Genomic DNA, 20,256 nt, shown 5'->3' on the forward strand with positions numbered 1-20,256 from the left:
ATAACACTTTGCGGCTCCTGACAGCACCGCTCTCCCTCCCACGATTGGACAACGCTGTGTTCAAACTGAACTTCCGCCCGGCAGCCCTCGCAGCAGCGGCTCTGGCGGCCATCCTCGCCCTCTCGGGATGCGGCGGATCCTCCGCCAGCTCCTCGCCCTCAGCCGATAACCCCTACGGCCTGATCGAGCCCGGCACCATCCGCGTCGCCAGCCTCGGCGATTCCAAGCCCTACACCTTCACCGACGCCTCGGGTAACTTCACTGGCTTTGACGTGGAACTCTTCAAGGACGTGGCCCAACGGGCCGGCGTAGACAAAGTCGTCTTCACCGGACAGGACTTCTCCGGACTTCTGGCAGCGGTAGCCAACGGTCAGTTCGACGTGGGCGTGGCGGCCATCGGCATCACGGACAAGCGCAAGGAAACTGTGGACTTCTCCGACGGCTACCTCGCCGGATACCTGACAGTCATCACCACCAAGAACTCCGGCATCAACGACGCCGACGGCCTGAACGGCAAGCGCCTGGGCGTTGTCCAAGGCACCCTGCAGGAAGCCTACGCCGTGAAGAACTTCACCTCGGCGCAGTTGGTCCGCTTCCCGGACAACAACACCGCCATTTCAGCAGTCAACAGCGGTTCCGTGGACGCCCACTTCCTGGACTACGAGGCCGCCAAGGAATACCAGGAGCAGTTTGGACTGGTCAGCGCCGCGGACATTCCGTCCTTCGATGCTCCGGCAGGTTTCGCAATAGCCAAGGACAAGCCCGCCTTCAAGGAAGCCCTGAACAAGGGCCTGGCCGAAGCAATGGAGGACGGCACGTGGAAGAAGCTCTACGAAAAGTGGTTCCCGGGTTCGCCGATGCCGGAACAGTACCTCCCGAAGGCCGAGCGGACCTCCAGCCCTTCCCCGACGGCAAGTAAGTAAGCCAGTAAGTAAGCCACCCAACACCTAACGTCTGAGAGCATTTCAATGGATTGGCTCAATACCATCAGCCGCACGTTCTTCGACTTTGACGCCATGGTCGAAGTACTGCCCCAGCTCCTCGGAGTTGGCCTCCTCAACACCCTGATCATCTCCATCGCAGCAACCATCCTCGGCGTAGTGATGGGCATGGTGGTGGCGGTCATGGGAATCTCGCGGTCCAAGTGGCTGCGCATCCCGGCACGGATCTACACGGATCTCTTCCGTGGCCTGCCCGCCATCCTCACCATCCTGCTGATCGGCCAGGGTTTTGCACGGTTGAGCCAGTCTGTCTTCGGGCCATCACCGTACCCGCTGGGAATCATCGCGCTAAGCCTCATCGCCAGCGCTTACATCGGAGAGATCTTCCGGGCCGGCATCCAGAGCGTGGACAAGGGCCAAGGGGAGGCTTGCCGCGCTTTGGGCATGAGCTATTCCAAATCCATGGCCCTGGTGGTGGTGCCGCAAGGGATCCGCAGGGTCCTGCCGGCCCTGGTGAACCAGTTCATTGCCATCGTCAAGGACTCTTCCTTGGTCTACTTCCTTGGACTCCTGGTCAGCGAGCGTGAACTGTTCCGGGTGGGCCAGGACGCAGCAGTATTGTCCGGCAACCTCTCACCGCTGGTCATGGCAGGCATCTTCTACCTGATCATCACAGTGCCGCTGACCCATCTGGTCAACTACTTCGACAACAAGTTCCGCACCGGCCGCCGTCGTCCCACGGCACCCACCAGTGGGCTGAAGGAAGTCAAGGAACTCGATGCGGCCTCGCCGCTCATCACCGGGAGCAACACGTGAACCTCACAAGCAGCAGCGCACCAAGCAACAGTGCCACCAGCACCAGCAAGACCCAGGACATCGAAAAGTTCCACGGCTCCAGCTTGGAACTTCAGAACCTGACCATGGCTTACGGGGACGTCGATGTGCTCCGCAACGTCAGCCTCAACGTGGCTCCGGGAACCACCACCTGCATCATCGGCCCATCCGGCTCAGGCAAATCCACGCTCCTGCGCGGAGTCAACCGCCTGCATGAACCCAAGAGCGGCGATGTACTGCTGGCCGGTGAAAGTGCCCTCAAGGTCAAGCCGGACATTCTCCGTGCACGGATCGGTATGGTGTTCCAGCACTTCAACCTCTTCCCGGACCACACCGCCTTGGAAAACGTGGCGCTGGCCTTGTGGAGCGTCAAAGGAATGTCCAAATCCGAGGCCCGGGAACGCGCCCGGCGCCGCCTCGCCGAAGTAGGCCTCGCCGAACGCGCCGATCACCGGCCACGGGACCTCTCCGGCGGGCAGCAGCAACGCGTCGCCATTGCCCGCGCACTGGCCATGGAGCCCGAGGTCATGCTCTTCGACGAAGCCACCAGCGCACTGGACCCCGAACTCGTCAAAGGCGTCCTCAATCTCATGGCCGGCCTCGGCAGCCGCGGGATGACCATGCTGGTTGTCACCCACGAAATGGGCTTTGCCCGAAAAGTGGCGGACCAGGTGGTCTTCATGGACGAAGGCGAAGTAGTGGAAATCGGAACGCCCACCCAGCTCTTTGACAACCCACGCAGCGAACGCCTGCAGCGCTTTCTTTCGGAAGTGCTGTGATGGGCGGGCCCCCACTGGGCAAGGCAACAGCGGCACCCATCCGGACCGCCGTCGTCGGGTTTGGCGTCTCGGGCAAGGTGTTCCATGCGCCGCTGATCCACGCGGACCCGGACTATTCCCTGGACGTCATCGTGACGGCCGACCCGCAACGACAGGCCGAAGCCCGGCGGCTCTATCCGCAGGCAACAATCGTGCCGACGCCGGAGGATATGTTCACCCTTGCCGGGAAGCTGGACCTCGTTGTCCTCGGAACACCGCCGCTCACGCACCTTGAGCTCGGTTCCACGGCCATCGCCCACGGGCTCAACGTTGTGGTGGACAAGCCATTCGTCACTACCGTCGCCCACGGTGAGGAGCTTGCCGAGCGAGCGTCCGACGCCGGTGTGCAGCTTACGGTCTTCCAGAACCGCCGGTGGGATGCCGACTTCCTGACGCTGCGAAGGCTGCTGCGGGACGGCGCCTTGGGCGAGGTGCGGACCTTCGAATCGCGTTTTGAGTGGTGGCGGCCGGAGGGCTTCGGGAACTGGCGCGATTCAGCCACATTGGCTGAAGGCGGCGGCATCCTCCATGACCTCGGCGCCCATCTGATAGACCAAGCGATCCAACTGTTCGGCCCTGTGGAGGACAGTTACGGCGAGACCGCCAACCACGGCCCGCACACAGATGCTGCAGATACCGAAGCTTTCGTGTCACTGCGTCATGAATCCGGGGTCCGTACACGGCTGTGGATGAACGGAATGGCCGCCCAAGTGGGCCCGCGCTTCCACGTACTCGGCTCAAAAGCCGGCTACACCAAGTGGGGACTCGACAGCCAGGAACCAGCGCTCGCAGCCGGCATCACGCCGTCGGACGCTGCTTACGGCACCGAACCCCAGGAGTCTTGGGGGCTTCTGGGAGTAGCCGGATCAGCCACGCCTGTACCGGCGGAGAAGGGCGACTACCCGCAGTTCTACCGGGAACTGGCCTCCTCGCTCCGCGGGCACGGACCGCTTCCCGTGCAAGCGGCCGAGGCTCTGGAAACCCTCAAGATCATCGAAAAAATCCACGCGTTCGCGTAGGCAGCACGTCGCCTAAGCCAGGCGCATTTCAGAATTCAGAACCCGAAAGAGAGATCACGCATGTCCTCCACCAAGCACGTTGCCGTCATCGGAGGCGGCATCCTGGGCGTATCCACCGCCGTCCACCTCCTCCGCCGAGGCGCCGCGGTAACCCTGCTGACCGAGCAAGGACTGGCCAGCGAAGCCACCGGCCGCTCGCTGTCCTGGCTCAACTCGGCGGGCGAACGCTCCACGCCGTATCACCAGCTGCGGGTGGCAGGCGTTGACCGGTACCGCACGCTCTTCGCCGCGGACCCCAGCCGTGAATGGCTGCAGTTCGGGGGTGGACTCATGTGGAACGCCGCCGGGCAGAGTGAGGTTACAGAAGCCCGTCACGCGTACGAGAAGTCCATTGGCTATGACTCCAAGCTGTTGGCCCCTGAAGAGATTGCCTCGGTGACGCCCGGTATCGATGCCAGTGCGGTCCCCGAAAACGCCATTTTCAACCCCGGCGAAGGATGGGTCAGTCTCCCGGATCTGGTGAACTTCCTGATGGAGGAATTCCACGCCTTGGGCGGCCAGCTGGTCCTTAACGCCGGAAAGGCCTCAGTGACGGTGCACGACGGACGGGCCACCGGCGTCGAAACTGTCGGCGGTGAAACGTACACCGCTGATGCCGTGCTGGTTGCCTGCGGTGCCGCAACACCCGCCGTCGTCAAGCCGCTGGGCGTGGAGATTCCCAACGGTTCACCGGTTTCCATGCTGGTGGTCACCAAACCGGTGGAACACGGCGTCACGGCAGTGATGAATACACCGCGGGCAGCTGTTCGGCCGAATCCCGGCAACACATTTGCCTTGGATCACGACTGGTACGAGCACCAGATTACGGAGCACTCCGACGGTACTTTCAGCATCCCGGATGACGTTGTCCAGGAGCTGGCGGACGAGTCCTCCAAGCTCATTGCGGGCAATCCCGAGCTCAAGCCTGCCTCGTGGAAGATCGGCTACAAGCCCATCCCCGGCGACGGCGAACCAGTCTTCGGTGAACTCGGCCAAGTGCCGGGCTGCTTCGTGGCCTTCACGCATTCAGGTGCCACGCTAGGCCTCATCGCCGGTGAGCTTTTGTCCGGTGAGATCCTGAGCGGCCAGAAGCACCCCATGCTGTCCACGTTCCGCCCGGGCCGATTCTCCTAGAGCCCACTTAGACAGGCCAATGGCCCCGATACGCCATCTGCTTAACGTGTCGGGGCCATTGGAGTTTAAGGTGACCTGATCAGCAGGTCATGGTGCCCTTGAAGGGCTTGCCCGTCCAGAAATTGTTGGAGCCGGGAACCTTGTAGAACCCGCGGACTTCGTAGCTCCAGGTGCCGATGATCTCGATGCCCGAACTGTACGTCCTTCCAGAGGCCTGGCTGAGGTCTCCCGTGAACTCGAGGTTGCCGGAGCGGTCATAGACCTTCACCTCGTAGTGATTGGCATTGGCCACCGCTCCGTAAGAATTCACGGTAACTACGGTTTGCAGGCCGAAGGTGCATCGCATGGTGACGTTGGCGGTGGCCGGAGCGGGAATGATCGCGGCTGAGAACTGTGGGGTAGCGCGCTCACTGTCGGTGAAGGCAGCAAGAGCGGCCGTAGGCCCGGCTATCAGGCCAAGAACGACGACGGCGACGATCACCAAGGCACGGAGGAAACTGTTCCGCGGTGTCATGGTGATGGTTCTCCGTTCTGGTGAAGTGGCTGTGCTTGACGGGATACTCGCCGGGCCTGATCGGGCTGGGGGAAGGAACCGATCAGACCCGGCGGGGCCGGTGGTGTTGTTTACTTGGTGGTTTCGGTGCGTTGGGTGCCGGTGAAGGCGAAGGCGATGGTGGAGGTGGCGCCTTGGAAGTCGTTGTTCGCGGTGGTGGGGAACGCGGTGGTGACTTTGAGGTTGTCGGTCTTGGCCGAGGTCAGCGAGGTGAGGTTGTTCAGGACCTTGTTCGCTGCGATGACCGGTCCGGAGGCCAGGACGGTGGTCTTGGTCCCGGTGCAGTTGTAGGGGGCTGCGGCGCCGGTCCAGGCCACGGAGCAGTTTTCGATGGTCAGCTGCAGGCCGTTGGTCACGTCCGTGGTGAGCAGGGATGCGGTGGTGCCGGCGTTGGTGGTGAGGGTGACGTTGTTCAGGTCCGAGTTGCCGGTGTTGGCCAGGGTGACGAGTTTTTCGACCTTGTCGCCGGGCAGCAGTCCAGCGACCGGGACGTTAAGGGTGTTCGCCGGGCCGGGTGCGCCCAGGGCGATGGTGACCGTTCCTGCGGTGACGGCCTGGGAGGCGGAGGTCGAAGAGGTGAACGCGCCGTAGGTGCCCATGCCGGCGACGGCGGCTGCGGTGCCGACCAGTGCGACGGAAGCGAGGATCTTGCCGGAGGTGGTCTTGAGGCTGATGGCCATGGGAATCAGTTTCCTTTCGGGAGGCCACCGTGAGACCGGCCGGCCGTTCGTTTCCAGCCTCTCTGGCTGACAAGAACTACTGTGCCGGGCCAGAATCAAGAACAAATCCTGCATACCCGCAACACTTCCTCAGGAAAACCTCAAGACTCCCGCAACACACTCCGCAGCAGAATCGAGCAATTTCGGAGAAGCCGCGGATCCGCGGGCAACTTAGCGTTAGGGGTATCAGTTCATAAGACCAAGGGGAGCGAACACCATGACGGATACGGACAAGACGGCAACTAAGGAAAAGTCCTACGACGGCTTCACGGAAGAGGAGCGCGCCGCCATGAAAGAGCGCGCGCAAGAACTCAAGAAGGCGCCGCGCAAGAAGGCATCCAAAGCGGACGGCGAGGCTGATGTCATGGCCAAGATCGCTGAGATGCCAGAGGCGGACAAGCTCATAGCCGAGCGACTCCACGCAATCGTCAAGGAGCACGCACCTGAGCTCAGCCCCAAAACCTGGTACGGAATGCCGGCTTATGCCAAGGACGGGAAGAACATTATTTTCTTCCAGAGCTCCCACAAGTTCAAGGCGCGGTATGCCACGCTCGGCTTTGAGGAGAACGCGAAGTTGGATGATGGAGCCATGTGGCCCACGTCCTTCGCCGTCACGGAAATCACCCCCGAGGTTGAAGCGCGGATCGTCGAACTCATTAAGAGGGCGTTGGGGTAGGGGATCTACTACGTCGGCTGACTGTCGGCGGGCGGCAAGTCCGGGTTCATGTCTTCCAGGTTTGGGTCTTCTGCCGTCCACACCTGGATGATGGCCCATGTTACGGCCGCGATGGGTACGGCCAGGACTGCGCCGATGATTCCGGCCAGGATGGTGCCGGCCGTCAAAGCCATGAGGATAACCAGCGCGTGGAGCTTCAGGGACTTGCCCATGACGATCGGCTGGAGGAGATCACCTTCGAGCTGATTGACGGCGATCACAACGATCACCACGATCAACGCCACGATGGGGCCGTTGGCAACCAGTGCCACCAAAGCGGCCAGGATGCCGGCAACGGTGGCACCCACCAAGGGGATGAACGCGCCGATGAAAACGATAATCGCCAAAGGAATGGCGAGTGGAACCTGCATGATGAGTAGCGCCGCGCCGATGGCCACCGTGTCCACCAAGGCAACGATCGCTGTTCCCCGGACGTAGCCGCCAAGGACCTCCATGGTCCGCTTGCCAACACGGCGAAGCTTGGCTTCCCGCACGCCTTTGAAGGGGCGCAGGAAGAAGTCCCATATTTTGGCGCCGTCCTTGAGGAAGAAGAAAAGGATGATGACCACCAGGCTGGCGCCTGCCAGGAACTCCGTGACCACTGACAATCCGGTCACTGCTCCGGAGCGTACCTGGCTGCTCTGTGCGAACTCCACTACGGCTTCGCGCGCTTGGTTCAGTTGCTCCCGTTCAAGGGGGAGCGGTCCTGTCAGCAGGAAGTTCTCAAGTTCGTCCAGCCCACGTGCCGCCTGACTGATCAATTCGTCCCACTGGCTGCGGACAGAAAACACGATGACAGTGATGACTCCGCCGAGCACTATCAATAAGCCCAGGAATGCGACACCCGTTGCCAGGCCCCCGCGCCATCCCCGACGCCGCAGCATATTCACGAAGGGGCCAATGGCTGCGGCCAGAATGAGCGCGATGAGCACCGGAATGACCAGCAGACGGATCTGCAGGAGTCCGAAGATCGCCACCACTGTCAGGGTCAGGATGAGCAGTATCTGGCTTGCCCGGACAGCCGTCCGGCCAAGTGAGTCCTTCCAGAGATCCGGCTTGGATGGCTTGCGGACGGAAAAGTGGGCGGTTTCCTGGGGTTCCGTCATGGTGGCTCCTGTTCGTTCGCATCGGTCAGCCGATGAGATCAGACATAAGCCTACTGATTATTCCCCGATGTGGTGGCGTACCTGCTGGCATCGCCCTGCTAGTGCGTCGGATCAGGGTGTGGAGGTACCGGGCCGGGATCGGGAGCCGGAGACGGGCGGGGGGTTGGATTCGGGTCAGGAATGGGGCTCGGCGGAAACGGCGTGGTGGGATCCGGGGGTGGTGGTACGGGTCCGGGATCTGGAGGAAATGGCTCGGGCTCGTGGTGTGGAGGCAATGTCACGATCTCTCCTTTGCGCACTGAAGGGTATTGCTCCGGCAGATAACTGCAGCCTACTCCCGGTTTCCACTCGGCCACAGGGTGTCCTTCACAGCTAGCGGACAGAAGCGGACCGCAATGCTGATTACCGCGGTAAAACATTTTTAGGTCATATGACCTAGAATTAAACTCATGACCGATTTCCTTGAACTTGATACCGCAGGTCCCGTGCTGATCGTCGGCGGGTACGGCACCGTCGGCACAGCGCTGACCCGGCTCGCCGCAGCCGAATGGCCCTTGCTCATCACGGGCCGGAACCCGGAGCGCGGCAGCCATTTGACTAGCAGCAGCGTTCCCGGTGAGCAACGAAAAGTGACAGTAAAGAGAGTGTCAGTACAGAAATGGGACCTCAACCAAGCGGAGCCATTCGCCGCCAAGGTCAGGGCGGTCATCAGTACCGTCAACGATCCCCATGACAGGGTGCTTCGCGCAGCTGTCGGCGCCGGAATTCCGTACGTCGATGTCACCCGTTGGACCAGCCGCGTCACCAGGGCACTCACGCTGGCAACCCTTCTGCGGCCAACGGCTCCTGTCTCACTGAGCTCAGGCTGGATGGGAGGGGTCACCAACATCGTGGCAGCAGCTTTGGCCCAGGATGTGGGCGGCGGTGACAAGATCGACGTCGCCATCCGATACGACATCAATGACCAAGCCGGAGCCGATTCAGTGGACTTCATGGATCGGCTGGGACTGGACTTCGAAGTACGCAAAGGCGGTCAGGCCGCCGTCGTACGCCCCCTGACTGACACGCGCTGGGTGGACATTGCCGGGCATCGCACCAAAGTGGCGCGGCTCGACACACCTGAACAGTTCACGATGCCGCTCACCCTTGGTGCCGGATCGGTGTCCACCCGGATCGGCTTCAGTTCCAACGCGTCCACGACGGCGTTGCTCGCCGCACGTGCGGTGGGACTCTTCCGCTGGGGTAGCGGGGCACGGTGGGCGCCGCTGCGAAGGTCCTTCCTCTACTCGCCCGGCTCAGGTGGCACGGCACATATCCGCATCGATGTGAAAGGTCCGGCCGGAACGCGAACTGCCGTCATATCCGATCCGCAAGGGCAGGCACACCTCACCGCTTTGGGCGGTTTGCTGGGACTGCGCAGTGTTCTCGCGGAGGGCACCGGGCCCGGTGTTACCTTCCCCGAATCCACACCGGATCCAGCGTCCCGGCTGGCGGAACTTGAATCACACGGTGTGACAATATTGAGGTCATGACCGAAAGCAAGGGCGCCCTGCGGAAGGCGGCGCTCCTTGACGCTGCTCAACAAGTTCTGGTCACCAAGGGCAACGCCAATGCTGCCATGCGGGACTTCGCCGCCGCGGCCGGGGTGCGCATCGGACACCTGCAGCACTACTTTCCTACGCGGGCGGACCTGATCCGCGCTGTCCTTGAGCGAAGCCTTGAACGCTCACTGCAGAGGCTTTCGGAAGAGGCCGGGCTGGACCTTGGTGCCGGTGCGTCCGGAGGCCTGACCCGGGAGGATTCCCATCGACTCCTGACGGCGTTGCTGCACGAACACTCAGCGCTTGAAGACGTGAAGATGCACCTGGAGATCTGGGCCCTGGCCTCAGCAGACCAGCAAGCGGCGGCTGCGCTGAGGAGCTTCTATGGGCAGTATGCAGCGCACGTCAGCAGCATGGTGCGGCGCGGTAGGCCAGAGTTGTCGGAGCCGGAACTCGCCGGCGTTGCTGCCGCGATCGTGAGCCTCTTCGAGGGGGCGGCCGTCACACGCTCGGATATTGCCGGCCTCCGGACAGAGTACGGAGACCGATCCATTATCAGCGCGGCGCAGTCGTTGATCCACGGACAGGAGCCCGCCCGGTGACTCAGCTAGTGCCCACTCCGGCCCAACTCCGTTGGCAGGAGCTCGAGCTCGGTGTCTTCATCCACTTTGGCATCAACACTTTCGCCGGCACGGAGTGGAGTGACGGCACCGTCCCGGCGTCAAGTTTCAACCCGACCGAACTCGACGCCGGCAGCTGGGTCCGCGCGGCAAAAACGGCAGGTGCCCGGTACCTCATCCTCACAGCAAAGCACCACGACGGATTCTGCCTGTGGCCGACGGCCACCACCGATTACTCCGTTGCGTCATCGCCGTGGCGGGGCGGCACAGGTGATGTTGTCAGGGAAGTCGCCGAAGCCTGCAAGGAACAGGGGATCGGCCTGGGGCTCTACTTGTCGCCGTGGGACCGCAACGCTGACTGCTACAACAACCCCGCCGCATACGACGATTTCTACGTCCGTCAACTCACCGAACTCTGCACAGGCTACGGTCCGCTCATGGAATTGTGGTTCGATGGCGCGGGTTCGGTGGGTAGAAAATACGACTGGGACAGGATCATCGCCGTCGTTAAGGAACACCAGCCCGATGCCATGATCTTCAACATGGGCCAGCCCACCATTCGCTGGGTGGGTAACGAGAATGGACTGGCATCGGACCCCGTCACCTATGTTGTGGACCGCACGTCCGATACCCAGTACACAGAGACCAGCTCGGGGCTGCTCGCCGAACACTACCTGCCGCCCGAATGCAATGTCTCCATCCGCCGCGGCTGGTTCTGGCATCCGGATGACCAACCGAAATCCGTTGAGCACCTGCTCGCCATCTATTACCAATCGGTGGGAATGGGTGCCAACCTCTTGCTGAATGTGCCACCCGATACCCGTGGTCTCATTCCTGACCGCGACATTCTGGTTCTGAAGGAGTGGAAGGCGGAATTGGATCGTCGCCTCTCCGGCGTGGTTGAGGCGACGCTGGAACATCACGACGGCGGAGTGACGCTGGGTTTCCCCGCTGCGGTTACGTTCAACCACCTGGAGTTAGTTGAGGACTTGAACGCGGGGCAGCGGATCACCCGTCACGTGGTGTCCTCCGAAGGCGCGAACCTTATTGACGGGATGACCGTGGGTAGCCGCCGAATCCACCAATTGCCGGTTGTCACCGCATCAGAGCTGCACGTGAAGTTGTCAGGCGAGGGCGCCCGCCTGCTCTCGGCGCGGGTTTTCACCGGCGCTTTGGATGCTGATGTTCCAGCAATCCCCGAAGGGTATGAAGCCCCCACGGTGGCGCCCGAGTAGTTCTTCCCCGTGCACTGTCCGGCCTGTCCGCCACCGTCACCATGTGGCCCAAGCTAAAAATGTCGGTGCCTGCTGACAGAGTTATGACATGGAGCGGATTGGGGAAAGTCGAGCAGGTGCGGTGGCGCCGAACGCGCTTGTTCGTGCCTCGTCTGGTGGCCTGTCGCCGCGGGTTTCTGCTCAGCCCGGCGCTGTTCCTGGGGGCTCGGTCAGTGGGGATCTGATTGAGCAGTTGCGGGTGTTGGAGGAGATGAAGTCGGCTATCACCGCGTTGCAGGCGCGGGTTGTGGTGGCTTTTGATCTTGCCCAGCGCGCCGAGCAGGCTGAGGCTGGTGTTCCTGCGTCCGAGCGTGGTCAGGGGGTGGGGGCTCAGGTGGCGTTGGCGCGTCGGGAGTCCCCGAACCGTGGGTCACGTTTGCTGGGTTTTGCGAAGGCGCTGGTGGTGGAGATGCCGCGGACGATGGCGGCTCTGCGGTCGGGGCAGTTGAATGAATGGCGCGCCACGCTGCTGGTGAGGGAAACGGCGTGTTTGTCTGTTGAGGACCGGTGTGCGGTGGATGAGGAACTCGCCGCCGATACCGGGACTTTTGATGGCAAGGGCGACAAAGCGATCATTGCGGCGGTGAAGGCGGCTGCGTATCGGCGTGATCCGCGGTCGGTGGTGGGTCGTGCCAGTCGTGCCGCTGCTGAGCGGACGGTGAGTTTGCGTCCGGCGCCGGACACCATGACGTATTTGACGGCGTTGTTGCCGGTGGCTCAGGGGGTGGCGGTTTATGCTGCGTTGTCCCGGGCTGCTGATACTGCCCGTTCCACAGGTGGTGCTGGTACTGGTGGGGGTGTCGGGTCTGGTGGAGTAGCCCCGACCCGTGGCCAGGTCATGGCGGACACATTGGTTGAACGGGTTACCGGCACTCCGGGTGGGTTTTCTGGGATCAACCTGGATCTTGTCATGACCGACCGGACGCTCTTTCAAGGGGACAGTGAACCGGCCCGGCTCAAGGGTTACGGAATCGTCCCGGCAGAGTGGGGGAGGGAACTGCTGGGGTTGGGACCGGCCGGAAGCCCAAGTCGGCGGCCCGGTTCCGGGCGGGCAGTGGCCGAACCACAGGCACGGGCAGGACAGGCAGCACAGGCACCGCCGGACACAGAGTTCGCTGTGTGGCTCCGCCGGCTTTACACAGCCCCTGCTACGGGAGAGCTCCTGGCCACCGATTCCAAAGCCCGGCTCTTCACCGGCAGGTTACGGCGGTTCGTTGAGACTCGCGACGATACCTGCCGGACGCCGTATTGTGATGCGCCCATCCGGCATATCGACCATGTGGTTCCGTGGCGTTCAGGAGGGACAACGAATCTCGCTAACGGGGCTGGTCTGTGCGAGGCGTGCAATCACACCAAGGAAAACCCCGGCTGGACCACTACATCCCTGCCCGGCGAGAACCACAGCGTGCACACCCTGGAAATCCGCACCCCCACCGGGCACACCTACCAATCAAAGGCTCCACCCCTACCCGGGCACCACCCCGCCAGAATCTAGACACTGTCCAGGGACGCTGGCGGTCTCAAACGCGCCTTCCAAAAGAATTTCAAAAAAGTTTCTACCCGCGCGTAACCCTTTGGCGTGCCCTGACGATTACGTCTTTGAAAGGGCCGAGCTGGAATTTGTCCCCCATCATGTTCCAGCTCGGCTCTTCCTTGTCTCCGGCGGTTCCTTGTCTGCGGCGGTTTGCTCTCACGGGAGTCGCTCTCTGCGGAGTTCGGTCAAGAGCCTGCCTGATAAGGCAGCGGGTCATTCCATGGAAGGCCACGTGGAGCGGTTACCCTTGGTGGGGTCGTCCGTTGGTGACATTGCGGACGTCCAGGCCCAAGCAACGGACCTGCCGCCGATCGAAAGCCTCAATCCTGTGACCGACGCATTGACCGATGAAGCGCTACTTGCACTCAAGGGCAATAACGCGGAATTGTTCGGCGCCGTCTACCAGGCGTACGCCGGCCAGGTCCTCGGTTATCTGACGGCCAAAGGTGTATCGGATCCGGAGGCAGTTACGCAGGACGTGTTCCTGGCCATCCTGCCCAGGCTGGATGACATCAGCGGTGGGGCTCATGGCCTCCGAACCTTCATTTTCTCGGTGGCTCATGCCCGCATGGTGGATGAGCATCGGAAGCAAAGCAGGTCGCCGGAACAGCACGAGTTCGAGCCGGACCGGGACACCCGGGAAGTGAGTTCCGCAGAGGCGGAAGCTTTGGGACTTTTGGCGCCCAAGGAGGTCATGAAGCTCCTGGACTACCTCGGCGACGAGCAGCGGGAGGTCTTGACCCTTCGCATCGTGGCGGGCCTGACCGTGGAGCAGGTTGCCGACATCATGGGGAAATCCGCCGGGGCAGTGAAACAGCTGCAGCGGCGGGCACTAATAACGCTCCGTGAGCATTCGGCAGTAAAGGAATACGTGTCGCCATGACATACAGAGATAGTGAACGTGAAGTGATCGCGGAGGAGCTGTTGCTCGACGCCGATGCGGCCGACTCAGCTGACGTCCGGCGTGCGCTCCTCTCCTTGGGGTCCTTCGCCAATCTTGCGGCCCCAACTCCGGGTGCCGAGCTTTCCGCCATGCTGTCCGGCCCTCACGATGAAGTCAGCAACCGCCGCTGGAGGCGCAAGCACCGCACCGCCGTGGTCGGCGTCGCCGTGGTAGCAGCGATGGGTCTGGGCGTCAGTGGCGTTGCAGCCGCAAGTTCCGGATTTACCCGGAACCCTTCGTTCATGGATGAGCTTCTGGGAAACGTCCGGCCGCAGCCGGCAGTCGCACCCCCCGCGCTGCCCAGTCCCGACGCCCCGCGCGTTATGACCGAACCCGCTCCGGCGGTGGATCCAGCTGCGCTTCCGACCACCCCAGCTGCCGGATCCGTGCCGGTGCCCGGTAGCGGTGCGCCTGCCGAAATTCCTGCACAGACGCAGGCGCAGGCGCAAATACCCGCGCAGCCGCCGGCCCCTGGCGTGGTTCAAGCGCCCGCCCACAACAGCACCCCTCCAAGCGGTGCTGTCCCGGGCAGTGCCGTACCGGTTGGACCTCCGCAAACGAAGACTGCGCCGAATCTACCCCTGAGCCCGCAGCCCAAGCCGGACTCAGGCAAGGAGGACAAGTCAGGCAAGGAGGACAAGTCAGACAAGTCAGACAAGGAGGACAAGCAGCAAGCCGCTAAGTCTGCGGAACGAACCAAACCCGGATATCGGCACACCGCGCTCAGCGACGAGCGCAATGACGCGCAATTACCGGCGTCCGTGGACACCTGGAAGCAGTGGCCTAAGTAAGCTTGGGTCATGATGCATGTCAACGATCCCGCCGTCGTCGAGCGGTTGATGCGAACAAAGGGCACCTGGGCAATTGTTGGCTTGAGCACCAATGAATGGCGCTCCGCCTATGACGTCTCGCTGTACGTGCGGGACAAGATGGGCATGGAGATCATCCCCGTCAACCTCAAAGGCGAGGAAGTGCACGGAGAAAAAGGGTACAAATCCCTGGCGGAGATCCCCGAGGCCAGGTACCCCATTGATGTTGTTGATTGCTTCGTCAACTCCCAACGTGTTGGGGCGGTCATTGATCAGGCGATAGCTATTGGTGCCAAGGCCGTTTGGCTTCAGCTGGGAGTCTTTGACGACGACGCCGTACAGCGGGCACATGATGCGGGACTGGACGTAGTGGTTAACTCCTGCCCGGCACGTGAAGGCTGGCATTACGGCCTGTGATGGCCGTGCCGATTCCTCTGCTAGATTGCAGCTGAATCACTTTTGAGTCTTTGGGGGACAACCATGTTCGGCAGTCATTCTGCGGTGCCTTTTTCCACTCCCAGCAGGCGGGCCGTCTTCAGTGTTTTGGGCGCTTCCATGGTGGCCGGCCTGACGGCCTGCAATGCCGCTGAGAGTTCGACGCCGGTGCAGACGCCCAGTGGCGCTGCCGCCTCGCCCGAGGTGCCGGGACCGAACGGCGCCATGGCCGTTGCAGGCGAGGTTCCGACGTCGTCCGCTTCTCCGACAGCCACACCGACAGCGACCGCCACCAAGCGCATCCGGCGGACGTTCATCCCGGACTATCAACTCCCGCCTATTGTCGGCGGCCTTGCGCCCGTGCTTACCAAGATCGAAACCAAGCACCCGGTGGTATTCCTGACCATCGATGACGGCAACATCAAAACGCCGGAGTCGATCAAGCTCATGACAGAGTACGACTATCCTGCCTCGCTCTTCCTCACCAAGGACACCGTGGCGGACAACCCGGCGTTCTTCAACGCGTTCAAAGCCCAGGGCAGCCTGATCGAGAACCACACGGTCACCCACAACATCAACATGGTGCGGCAGTGGGGCTATCAGCAGCAGTTCAATGACATGGTGGGAATGCAGGAGTACGCATTTCAGCACTACGGACGACGTCCCACGCTTTTCCGACCCCCGGGAGGCGCATACTCCAACGTGATGCGCCAAGCCGTTGCCGATGCAGGGATGAAGGCGATTGTTACGTGGGAGGCCAAGGCAAACGCCGGGAAGATGGACTACCAGGTGGGCAACTCACTTCGTCCCGGCGATATTGTGCTCATGCACTTCCGGGCGGAGTTTGCCGCCGACCTCGCCGCATTCCGCGCCGCCCAGTTGGCAGCAGGGCTGGAAGTGGTGCTGCTGGAGGACTTCCTGGGCGTGGCGTAAGGCGCTGCCCGGTGAGGGGCGTGGTCGCCGGCCCGGACCGCCAGTAGGCTCTCTCCATGGATGTTCCCGCCCTCCGCGAAATTTGCCTCAGCTTCCCCGGCGCGTTCGAAGACTTGCCATTCGGCCCCGAAACCTCAGTGTTCAAGGTCCGTGCAGCCGTCACTGGAGGGGCCAGGCACCAAGCTAAGATGTTCGCGTTGTCATCCATGGATCCGGACAACTGGTCCGTGAGCCTCAAATGCGAGCCCGCCCTGGCTGAACAGCTCCGGGCAGCAAACCCCGAAATCACCGGCGCATGGCACATGAACAAGACCCATTGGAACGGGGTCCGACTGGACGGGAACCTTTCTGATGAGGTGATCCGGGACATGGTGGAGGACTCCTACGACCTCGTGGTGGCCACGCTGAGCCGCAAACAACAGGAACAGCTCGGCTGGGCCAGGCTCGCAAAACCGCAGGGCACCTGACACGCCCGCAAACCCCTCCCCACGGCACTGACATGGGACTAGATTGATAGTGCATAGCTGGATGATTGCTTTGCGCGCAAGCTTTGGCTCGTTTCCGCCTGGTAAAGAGGTGCTCACCCCAGGCCTGGCGGAGTCCCGTTTTGCCCAACAATGCCCGGTACCACTGGGAACTGGGAGGCAAAGGGTGACGGCCCGCCAGGCGATCGCCGAGTGCGGAAAGGCCCTCGCCGGTGGCCCGTAGAAAGATCACGCTTTGACAAATGTTGATCGAAAGTACCAAGAAAGATTGATTTTCGATCATTCCTGGTGAATTATGTCACAGAAGGTTGGTGCTGCCAGAGCGCCAGCCCAGACTGTCTGGCTGAACGGCTTTCCCGCCGCAACAGTCCGGACACTACGAGTCACTGGAGGGTTTAGAAATGAACGTTCAGCACCAGTCCGTCGGTCGCCGTGGATTCCTGCGCGGAGCACTCGCAGCAGCCGTGCTCGTGCCCATGGGGGGAACCATCGCTTCCTGTGCCGCAGGCGGCGGCACCACCACAACCGGTCCCACGGGCACCGTTTCCGACACCAACCCGTTCGGCATGGCTGACAAGGCCGCCCTGGACGCCGTGATCTTCAAGGGTGGCTACGGCATCGACTACGTCGAGTTCGCCGGAAAGATCTTCGAGAAGACACACGAGGGCTCCACTGCAAAGATCTCACCGTCCACGGACATTGCGCAGGAACTTCAGCCGCGCTTCGTCGGTGGCAACCCGCCGGACCTGATCGATAACTCCGGCGCGAAGGCCATCGGCTTCAGCACCATCCTTGCCCAGCTTGAAGACCTCACCAGCGTCGTGGAGGCCAAGAACCTTGAAGGCAAGGTCATCAAGGACACCCTGTACACCGGCGTACTGGCTCCAGGTACTTTCGACGGCAAGCTTGCCGCCTTGAACTACGTGTTGACCGTCTTCGCTGTGTGGTACTCCGACTCCCTGCTCAAGGAAAACGGCTGGACTGTTCCCAAGACCTGGGATGAAATGTACGCCCTGGGCGAGCAAGCCAAAGCCAAGGGCAAGTACCTCTTCGTCTGGGGCAAGGAAGCGGCCACGTACTACCAGGAACTGGCCATTGCATCTGCCATCAAGGAAGGTGGCGACGACGTCCGCCTCGGCCTTGAAAACCTCAAAGCCGATTGCTGGTCGCACCCGGCCATCCAGTCCGTCTTCGCGGCCATGGACAAGATCGTCAAGGCCGGCTTCTTCAAGCCGGGCGGCTCAGGCACCCAGTTCACGGCAGCACAGGCACAGTGGAGCAACGCCCAGGAAGCCGTGTTCTACCCCTCGGGCTCCTGGATCGAAAACGAAATGAAGGACCAGACCAAGGCCGGCTTCAACATGATGGGTACCCCGGCCCCGTCTGTCACCGCCAGCCCCAAGATGCCCCAGACGGCACTTCACAGTGCTGCAGGTGAGCCGTTCATTGTCCCGTCGCAGGGCAAGAACGCTGCCGGTGGCAAGGAACTGCTCCGGATCATGCTCTCCAAGGAAGCTGCCACCAACTTCGCCAAGACCAAACTGGCGCCGACCATCGTCAAGGACACCGTCCCGGCCGATGGTTTCGGTTCCACGGCTCTGGTTTCGCAGACCAAGATGCTCAGCGATGCCGGCGACAACGTCTACTCCTGGAACTTCATTGACCTGTACGGCACCAACAAGGACCAACTGGTTGTCTGGAACACCTTCCTGGACGGTAAGTCGGACGTTGCAACCCTCACCTCCGCACTGCAGAACATCACCGATAAGGTTCGTAACGACAGCTCGGTCAAGAAGATCGAAGTGAAGTGACTTCAGTGAAAACTCAGCAGAGCCGGAACGACGACGGCCTGGCCGCCGTCGTTCCGGCGAAGGCCCCACTGCAAGTGGTGAGGCGACGGCGTAAGCCATTGACGTGGGACAAGGTCAGTTTCTTTGCGGTGTTCCTCGGACTGCCGTTGGCGATCTACCTGTTGTTCGTGATTTGGCCGTTTATTCAGGCATTCGGGTATTCGCTGACGGACTGGTCCGGTTTCTCGCCCAACCAGAACTTCATCGGCCTCGAAAACTACGTGAAGATCTTTACTGACGACATCTTCATGAAGGCGATGTCCAACAACATCGTCCTGGTCATCTTCCTTCCCATCATCACCATCATCTTGAGCCTGGTGCTTGCCTCGCTGGTGACTGTAGGCGGAAGCAGTAAAGGCCAGATCAAGGGTTTGCGCAATTCCAGCTTCTACCGCGTAGTGTCGTTCTTCCCCTACACCATTCCCGCTGTAGCAATCGGCATCATGTGGGGGCAGATCTACGATCCTTCGGGCGGTCTGCTCAACGGCATCCTGACGGGCCTCGGCCTGGACCAGTTCAAGGACTTCGCTTGGCTGGGTGATAAGAACACGGCCATGATCGCCACCATGTTCGTCATTGTGTGGGGCTTCGTTGGCTTCTACATGGTCCTGTTTGTAGCCGGCATCAAGGGCATTCCTGCCGAGCTTTTCGAGGCCGCCAGGATTGATGGCGCCGGACGTTTCCGGACCGCCGTATCCATCACCATCCCCTTGATCCGCGACAACATCCAGACCGCCTACATCTACATGGGCATTCTGGCGTTGGATGCTTTCGTCTACATGGCTGCCCTCAACTCCGGCGGTGGTCCCGACAACTCTACGCTGGTCATGGCGCAACAATTGTTCTTCACCGCATTCAGCAAGGGGCAGTTCGGCCTCGCCAGTGCCATGGGCGTTGTGCTGGCCATTGCCACGCTGATCTTCTCCGGCTTGGTGTTCATGGTTAACCGGCTCACCGGCGGCGATAAGGATGTGAGCCAGTAATGACAACCAAAGTCTCATCTCCGGAAATGAAGTCGTTGCACTTCCAACCGCGGACTCCGGGAACCACGCCGGGTGACAAAGTGGTGGGAGCGGTGTCGCACACCGCGCTGACCATTTGGACACTGATCGTCATCCTTCCACTCCTGTGGACGTTCATGTCCTCCTTCAAGACCTCCAGCGAGATCTTTGCTTCGCCGTTCGCCTTGCCGGGTGAATGGAAACTGGACAACTACGTCAAGGCTTGGAGCGATGCCGGGATCGGCAGCGCCTTCCTGAACTCCATCATCGTTGTGGCCGCAGCCCTGGTGATCGTGATGGTCCTCGGTGCGATGTGTGCCTATGTGCTGGCCCGCTACACTTTCCCGGGCAGCAGGGCCATCTACTACCTGATGCTCGCCGGCCTGACGTTCCCGATCTTCCTTGCCATGGTTCCGTTGTTCTTCGTCCTGAAGAACATGGGGCTCCTGAACACTTTGCCGGGACTCATCCTGGTGTACGTGGGCTTCGCGCTTCCGTTCACGGTGTTCTTCCTCTTCTCCTTCTTCAAGTCACTGCCTCACGAAATCACTGAAGCAGCGGCCCTGGACGGCGCAGGGGAGTGGCGGACGTTCTTCCAGGTCATGTTGCCGATGGCCAAGCCGGGCCTCGCCTCGGTTGCCATCTTCAACTTCCTGGGCCTGTGGAACCAGTTCCTGATTCCGGTATCCATCAACGCCGCCGGTCCGCGCGTCCTGTCGCAGGAACTCGCGGCCTTCGCCGGCCAGATGGGCTATGCGGTGGACTACGGCGCGCTGTTCGCAGCCGTCAGTGTCACGGTCATTCCGGTGCTTATTGTCTATGTGATCTTCCAGCGCCAGCTGCAGGGCTCCGTGTCACAGGGCACCTCAAAGTAGTAGCTCCACGCAGCAGACAGCGTTCGACGGCGGTCCTCACCTCAAGGTGCGGGCCGCCGTCGGGCGTTAAATCTGAAA

General features: G+C 61.6%; 22 protein-coding genes. 18 read left to right on the forward strand and 4 right to left on the reverse strand.

The genetic code is table 11. From position 1 onward, the window contains the following. The first annotated feature begins 56 nt into the window (after positions 1-56). From HAV21_RS07710 to HAV21_RS07730, 5 genes are read left to right on the forward strand one after another with little or no spacing between them, the layout of a single operon-like run. Complete coding sequence (locus HAV21_RS07710; RefSeq protein WP_166841263.1) at positions 57-923, forward strand: ABC transporter substrate-binding protein; 867 nt, start codon at positions 57-59, stop codon at positions 921-923. Positions 924-968: 45 nt separating this feature from the next. Then, positions 969-1,757 (forward strand): amino acid ABC transporter permease, encoded by a 789-nt coding sequence (locus HAV21_RS07715; protein ID WP_011773348.1) that lies wholly within the window; start codon positions 969-971, stop codon positions 1,755-1,757. After that, the gene (locus tag HAV21_RS07720; RefSeq protein ID WP_142936806.1) at positions 1,754-2,554 is read left to right on the forward strand and encodes an amino acid ABC transporter ATP-binding protein; all 801 of its coding nucleotides are present in this window, start codon (positions 1,754-1,756) and stop codon (positions 2,552-2,554) included. Before HAV21_RS07715 ends, HAV21_RS07720 begins: the two co-directional genes overlap by 4 nt. Further along, the gene (locus HAV21_RS07725; RefSeq protein ID WP_166841264.1) at positions 2,554-3,612 is read left to right on the forward strand and encodes a Gfo/Idh/MocA family oxidoreductase; all 1,059 of its coding nucleotides are present in this window, start codon (positions 2,554-2,556) and stop codon (positions 3,610-3,612) included. The genes HAV21_RS07720 and HAV21_RS07725 overlap by 1 nt, the downstream gene beginning before the upstream one ends. A 60-nt stretch (positions 3,613-3,672) precedes the next feature. Further along, positions 3,673-4,785 (forward strand): FAD-binding oxidoreductase, encoded by a 1,113-nt coding sequence (locus tag HAV21_RS07730; RefSeq protein ID WP_166841265.1) that lies wholly within the window; start codon positions 3,673-3,675, stop codon positions 4,783-4,785. Positions 4,786-4,864: 79 nt separating this feature from the next. Here HAV21_RS07730 and HAV21_RS07735 read toward each other — a convergent pair whose 3' ends face one another. Continuing rightward, positions 4,865-5,299, reverse strand: a complete 435-nt coding sequence (locus HAV21_RS07735; RefSeq protein WP_142936803.1) for a SipW-dependent-type signal peptide-containing protein — start codon at positions 5,297-5,299, stop codon at positions 4,865-4,867. Between the two features lie 110 nt (positions 5,300-5,409). Then, complete coding sequence (locus HAV21_RS07740) at positions 5,410-6,018, reverse strand: TasA family protein (protein WP_142936802.1); 609 nt, start codon at positions 6,016-6,018, stop codon at positions 5,410-5,412. Positions 6,019-6,274: 256 nt separating this feature from the next. Here HAV21_RS07740 and HAV21_RS07745 point away from each other — a divergent pair, with 256 nt between their 5' ends. After that, on the forward strand, positions 6,275-6,733 hold the full coding sequence (locus tag HAV21_RS07745) for a DUF1801 domain-containing protein (RefSeq protein WP_166841266.1): 459 nt from the start codon (positions 6,275-6,277) through the stop codon (positions 6,731-6,733). 8 nt (positions 6,734-6,741) lie between these two features. Here HAV21_RS07745 and HAV21_RS07750 read toward each other — a convergent pair whose 3' ends face one another. Beyond that, a complete protein-coding gene (locus HAV21_RS07750; RefSeq protein WP_166841267.1) occupies positions 6,742-7,878 on the reverse strand; it encodes an AI-2E family transporter in 1,137 nt (378 codons plus the stop codon). Between the two features lie 449 nt (positions 7,879-8,327). Here HAV21_RS07750 and HAV21_RS07755 point away from each other — a divergent pair, with 449 nt between their 5' ends. From HAV21_RS07755 to HAV21_RS07785, 7 genes are all read left to right on the forward strand, one after another. After that, positions 8,328-9,410 (forward strand): saccharopine dehydrogenase, encoded by a 1,083-nt coding sequence (locus HAV21_RS07755; protein ID WP_166841268.1) that lies wholly within the window; start codon positions 8,328-8,330, stop codon positions 9,408-9,410. Further along, on the forward strand, positions 9,407-10,021 hold the full coding sequence (locus tag HAV21_RS07760) for a TetR/AcrR family transcriptional regulator (RefSeq protein ID WP_166841269.1): 615 nt from the start codon (positions 9,407-9,409) through the stop codon (positions 10,019-10,021). The genes HAV21_RS07755 and HAV21_RS07760 overlap by 4 nt, the downstream gene beginning before the upstream one ends. Further along, positions 10,018-11,274: an alpha-L-fucosidase gene (locus tag HAV21_RS07765; protein ID WP_166841270.1), complete on the forward strand. Its 1,257-nt coding sequence runs from the start codon at positions 10,018-10,020 to the stop codon at positions 11,272-11,274. The genes HAV21_RS07760 and HAV21_RS07765 overlap by 4 nt, the downstream gene beginning before the upstream one ends. Before the next feature lie 88 nt (positions 11,275-11,362). Beyond that, on the forward strand, positions 11,363-12,808 hold the full coding sequence (locus HAV21_RS07770) for an HNH endonuclease signature motif containing protein (protein ID WP_166841271.1): 1,446 nt from the start codon (positions 11,363-11,365) through the stop codon (positions 12,806-12,808). Between the two features lie 367 nt (positions 12,809-13,175). Then, entirely contained in the window at positions 13,176-13,730 is a 555-nt protein-coding gene (locus HAV21_RS07775) for a sigma-70 family RNA polymerase sigma factor (protein WP_166841376.1), read from the forward strand. Next, the gene (locus HAV21_RS07780; RefSeq protein WP_166841272.1) at positions 13,727-14,581 is read left to right on the forward strand and encodes a hypothetical protein; all 855 of its coding nucleotides are present in this window, start codon (positions 13,727-13,729) and stop codon (positions 14,579-14,581) included. The genes HAV21_RS07775 and HAV21_RS07780 overlap by 4 nt, the downstream gene beginning before the upstream one ends. Positions 14,582-14,590: 9 nt before the next feature. Continuing rightward, entirely contained in the window at positions 14,591-15,016 is a 426-nt protein-coding gene (locus tag HAV21_RS07785) for a CoA-binding protein (RefSeq protein WP_142936795.1), read from the forward strand. Between the two features lie 74 nt (positions 15,017-15,090). Here the strand turns inward: HAV21_RS07785 and HAV21_RS22185 are convergent, their stop codons facing one another. Continuing rightward, a complete protein-coding gene (locus HAV21_RS22185; RefSeq protein ID WP_223941693.1) occupies positions 15,091-15,351 on the reverse strand; it encodes a hypothetical protein in 261 nt (86 codons plus the stop codon). Between the two features lie 43 nt (positions 15,352-15,394). Here HAV21_RS22185 and HAV21_RS07790 point away from each other — a divergent pair, with 43 nt between their 5' ends. From HAV21_RS07790 to HAV21_RS07810, 5 genes are all read left to right on the forward strand, one after another. Beyond that, entirely contained in the window at positions 15,395-15,967 is a 573-nt protein-coding gene (locus HAV21_RS07790; protein ID WP_347877618.1) for a polysaccharide deacetylase family protein, read from the forward strand. A 56-nt stretch (positions 15,968-16,023) separates the two neighbouring features. Continuing rightward, entirely contained in the window at positions 16,024-16,434 is a 411-nt protein-coding gene (locus HAV21_RS07795; RefSeq protein ID WP_166841274.1) for an MmcQ/YjbR family DNA-binding protein, read from the forward strand. Between the two features lie 419 nt (positions 16,435-16,853). Next, positions 16,854-18,263, forward strand: coding sequence for an N-acetylglucosamine/diacetylchitobiose ABC transporter substrate-binding protein (gene ngcE, locus HAV21_RS07800; RefSeq protein ID WP_166841275.1), 1,410 nt, complete (start codon positions 16,854-16,856; stop codon positions 18,261-18,263). Beyond that, positions 18,260-19,285 (forward strand): sugar ABC transporter permease, encoded by a 1,026-nt coding sequence (locus HAV21_RS07805; RefSeq protein ID WP_347877620.1) that lies wholly within the window; start codon positions 18,260-18,262, stop codon positions 19,283-19,285. The genes ngcE and HAV21_RS07805 overlap by 4 nt, the downstream gene beginning before the upstream one ends. Next, positions 19,285-20,178 (forward strand): carbohydrate ABC transporter permease, encoded by an 894-nt coding sequence (locus tag HAV21_RS07810; protein WP_142936790.1) that lies wholly within the window; start codon positions 19,285-19,287, stop codon positions 20,176-20,178. The genes HAV21_RS07805 and HAV21_RS07810 overlap by 1 nt, the downstream gene beginning before the upstream one ends. The last annotated feature ends 78 nt before the right edge of the window (positions 20,179-20,256 follow it).

The organism is Paenarthrobacter sp. MSM-2-10-13 (genome assembly GCF_011605365.1).
Lineage (GTDB): Bacteria > Actinomycetota > Actinomycetes > Actinomycetales > Micrococcaceae > Arthrobacter.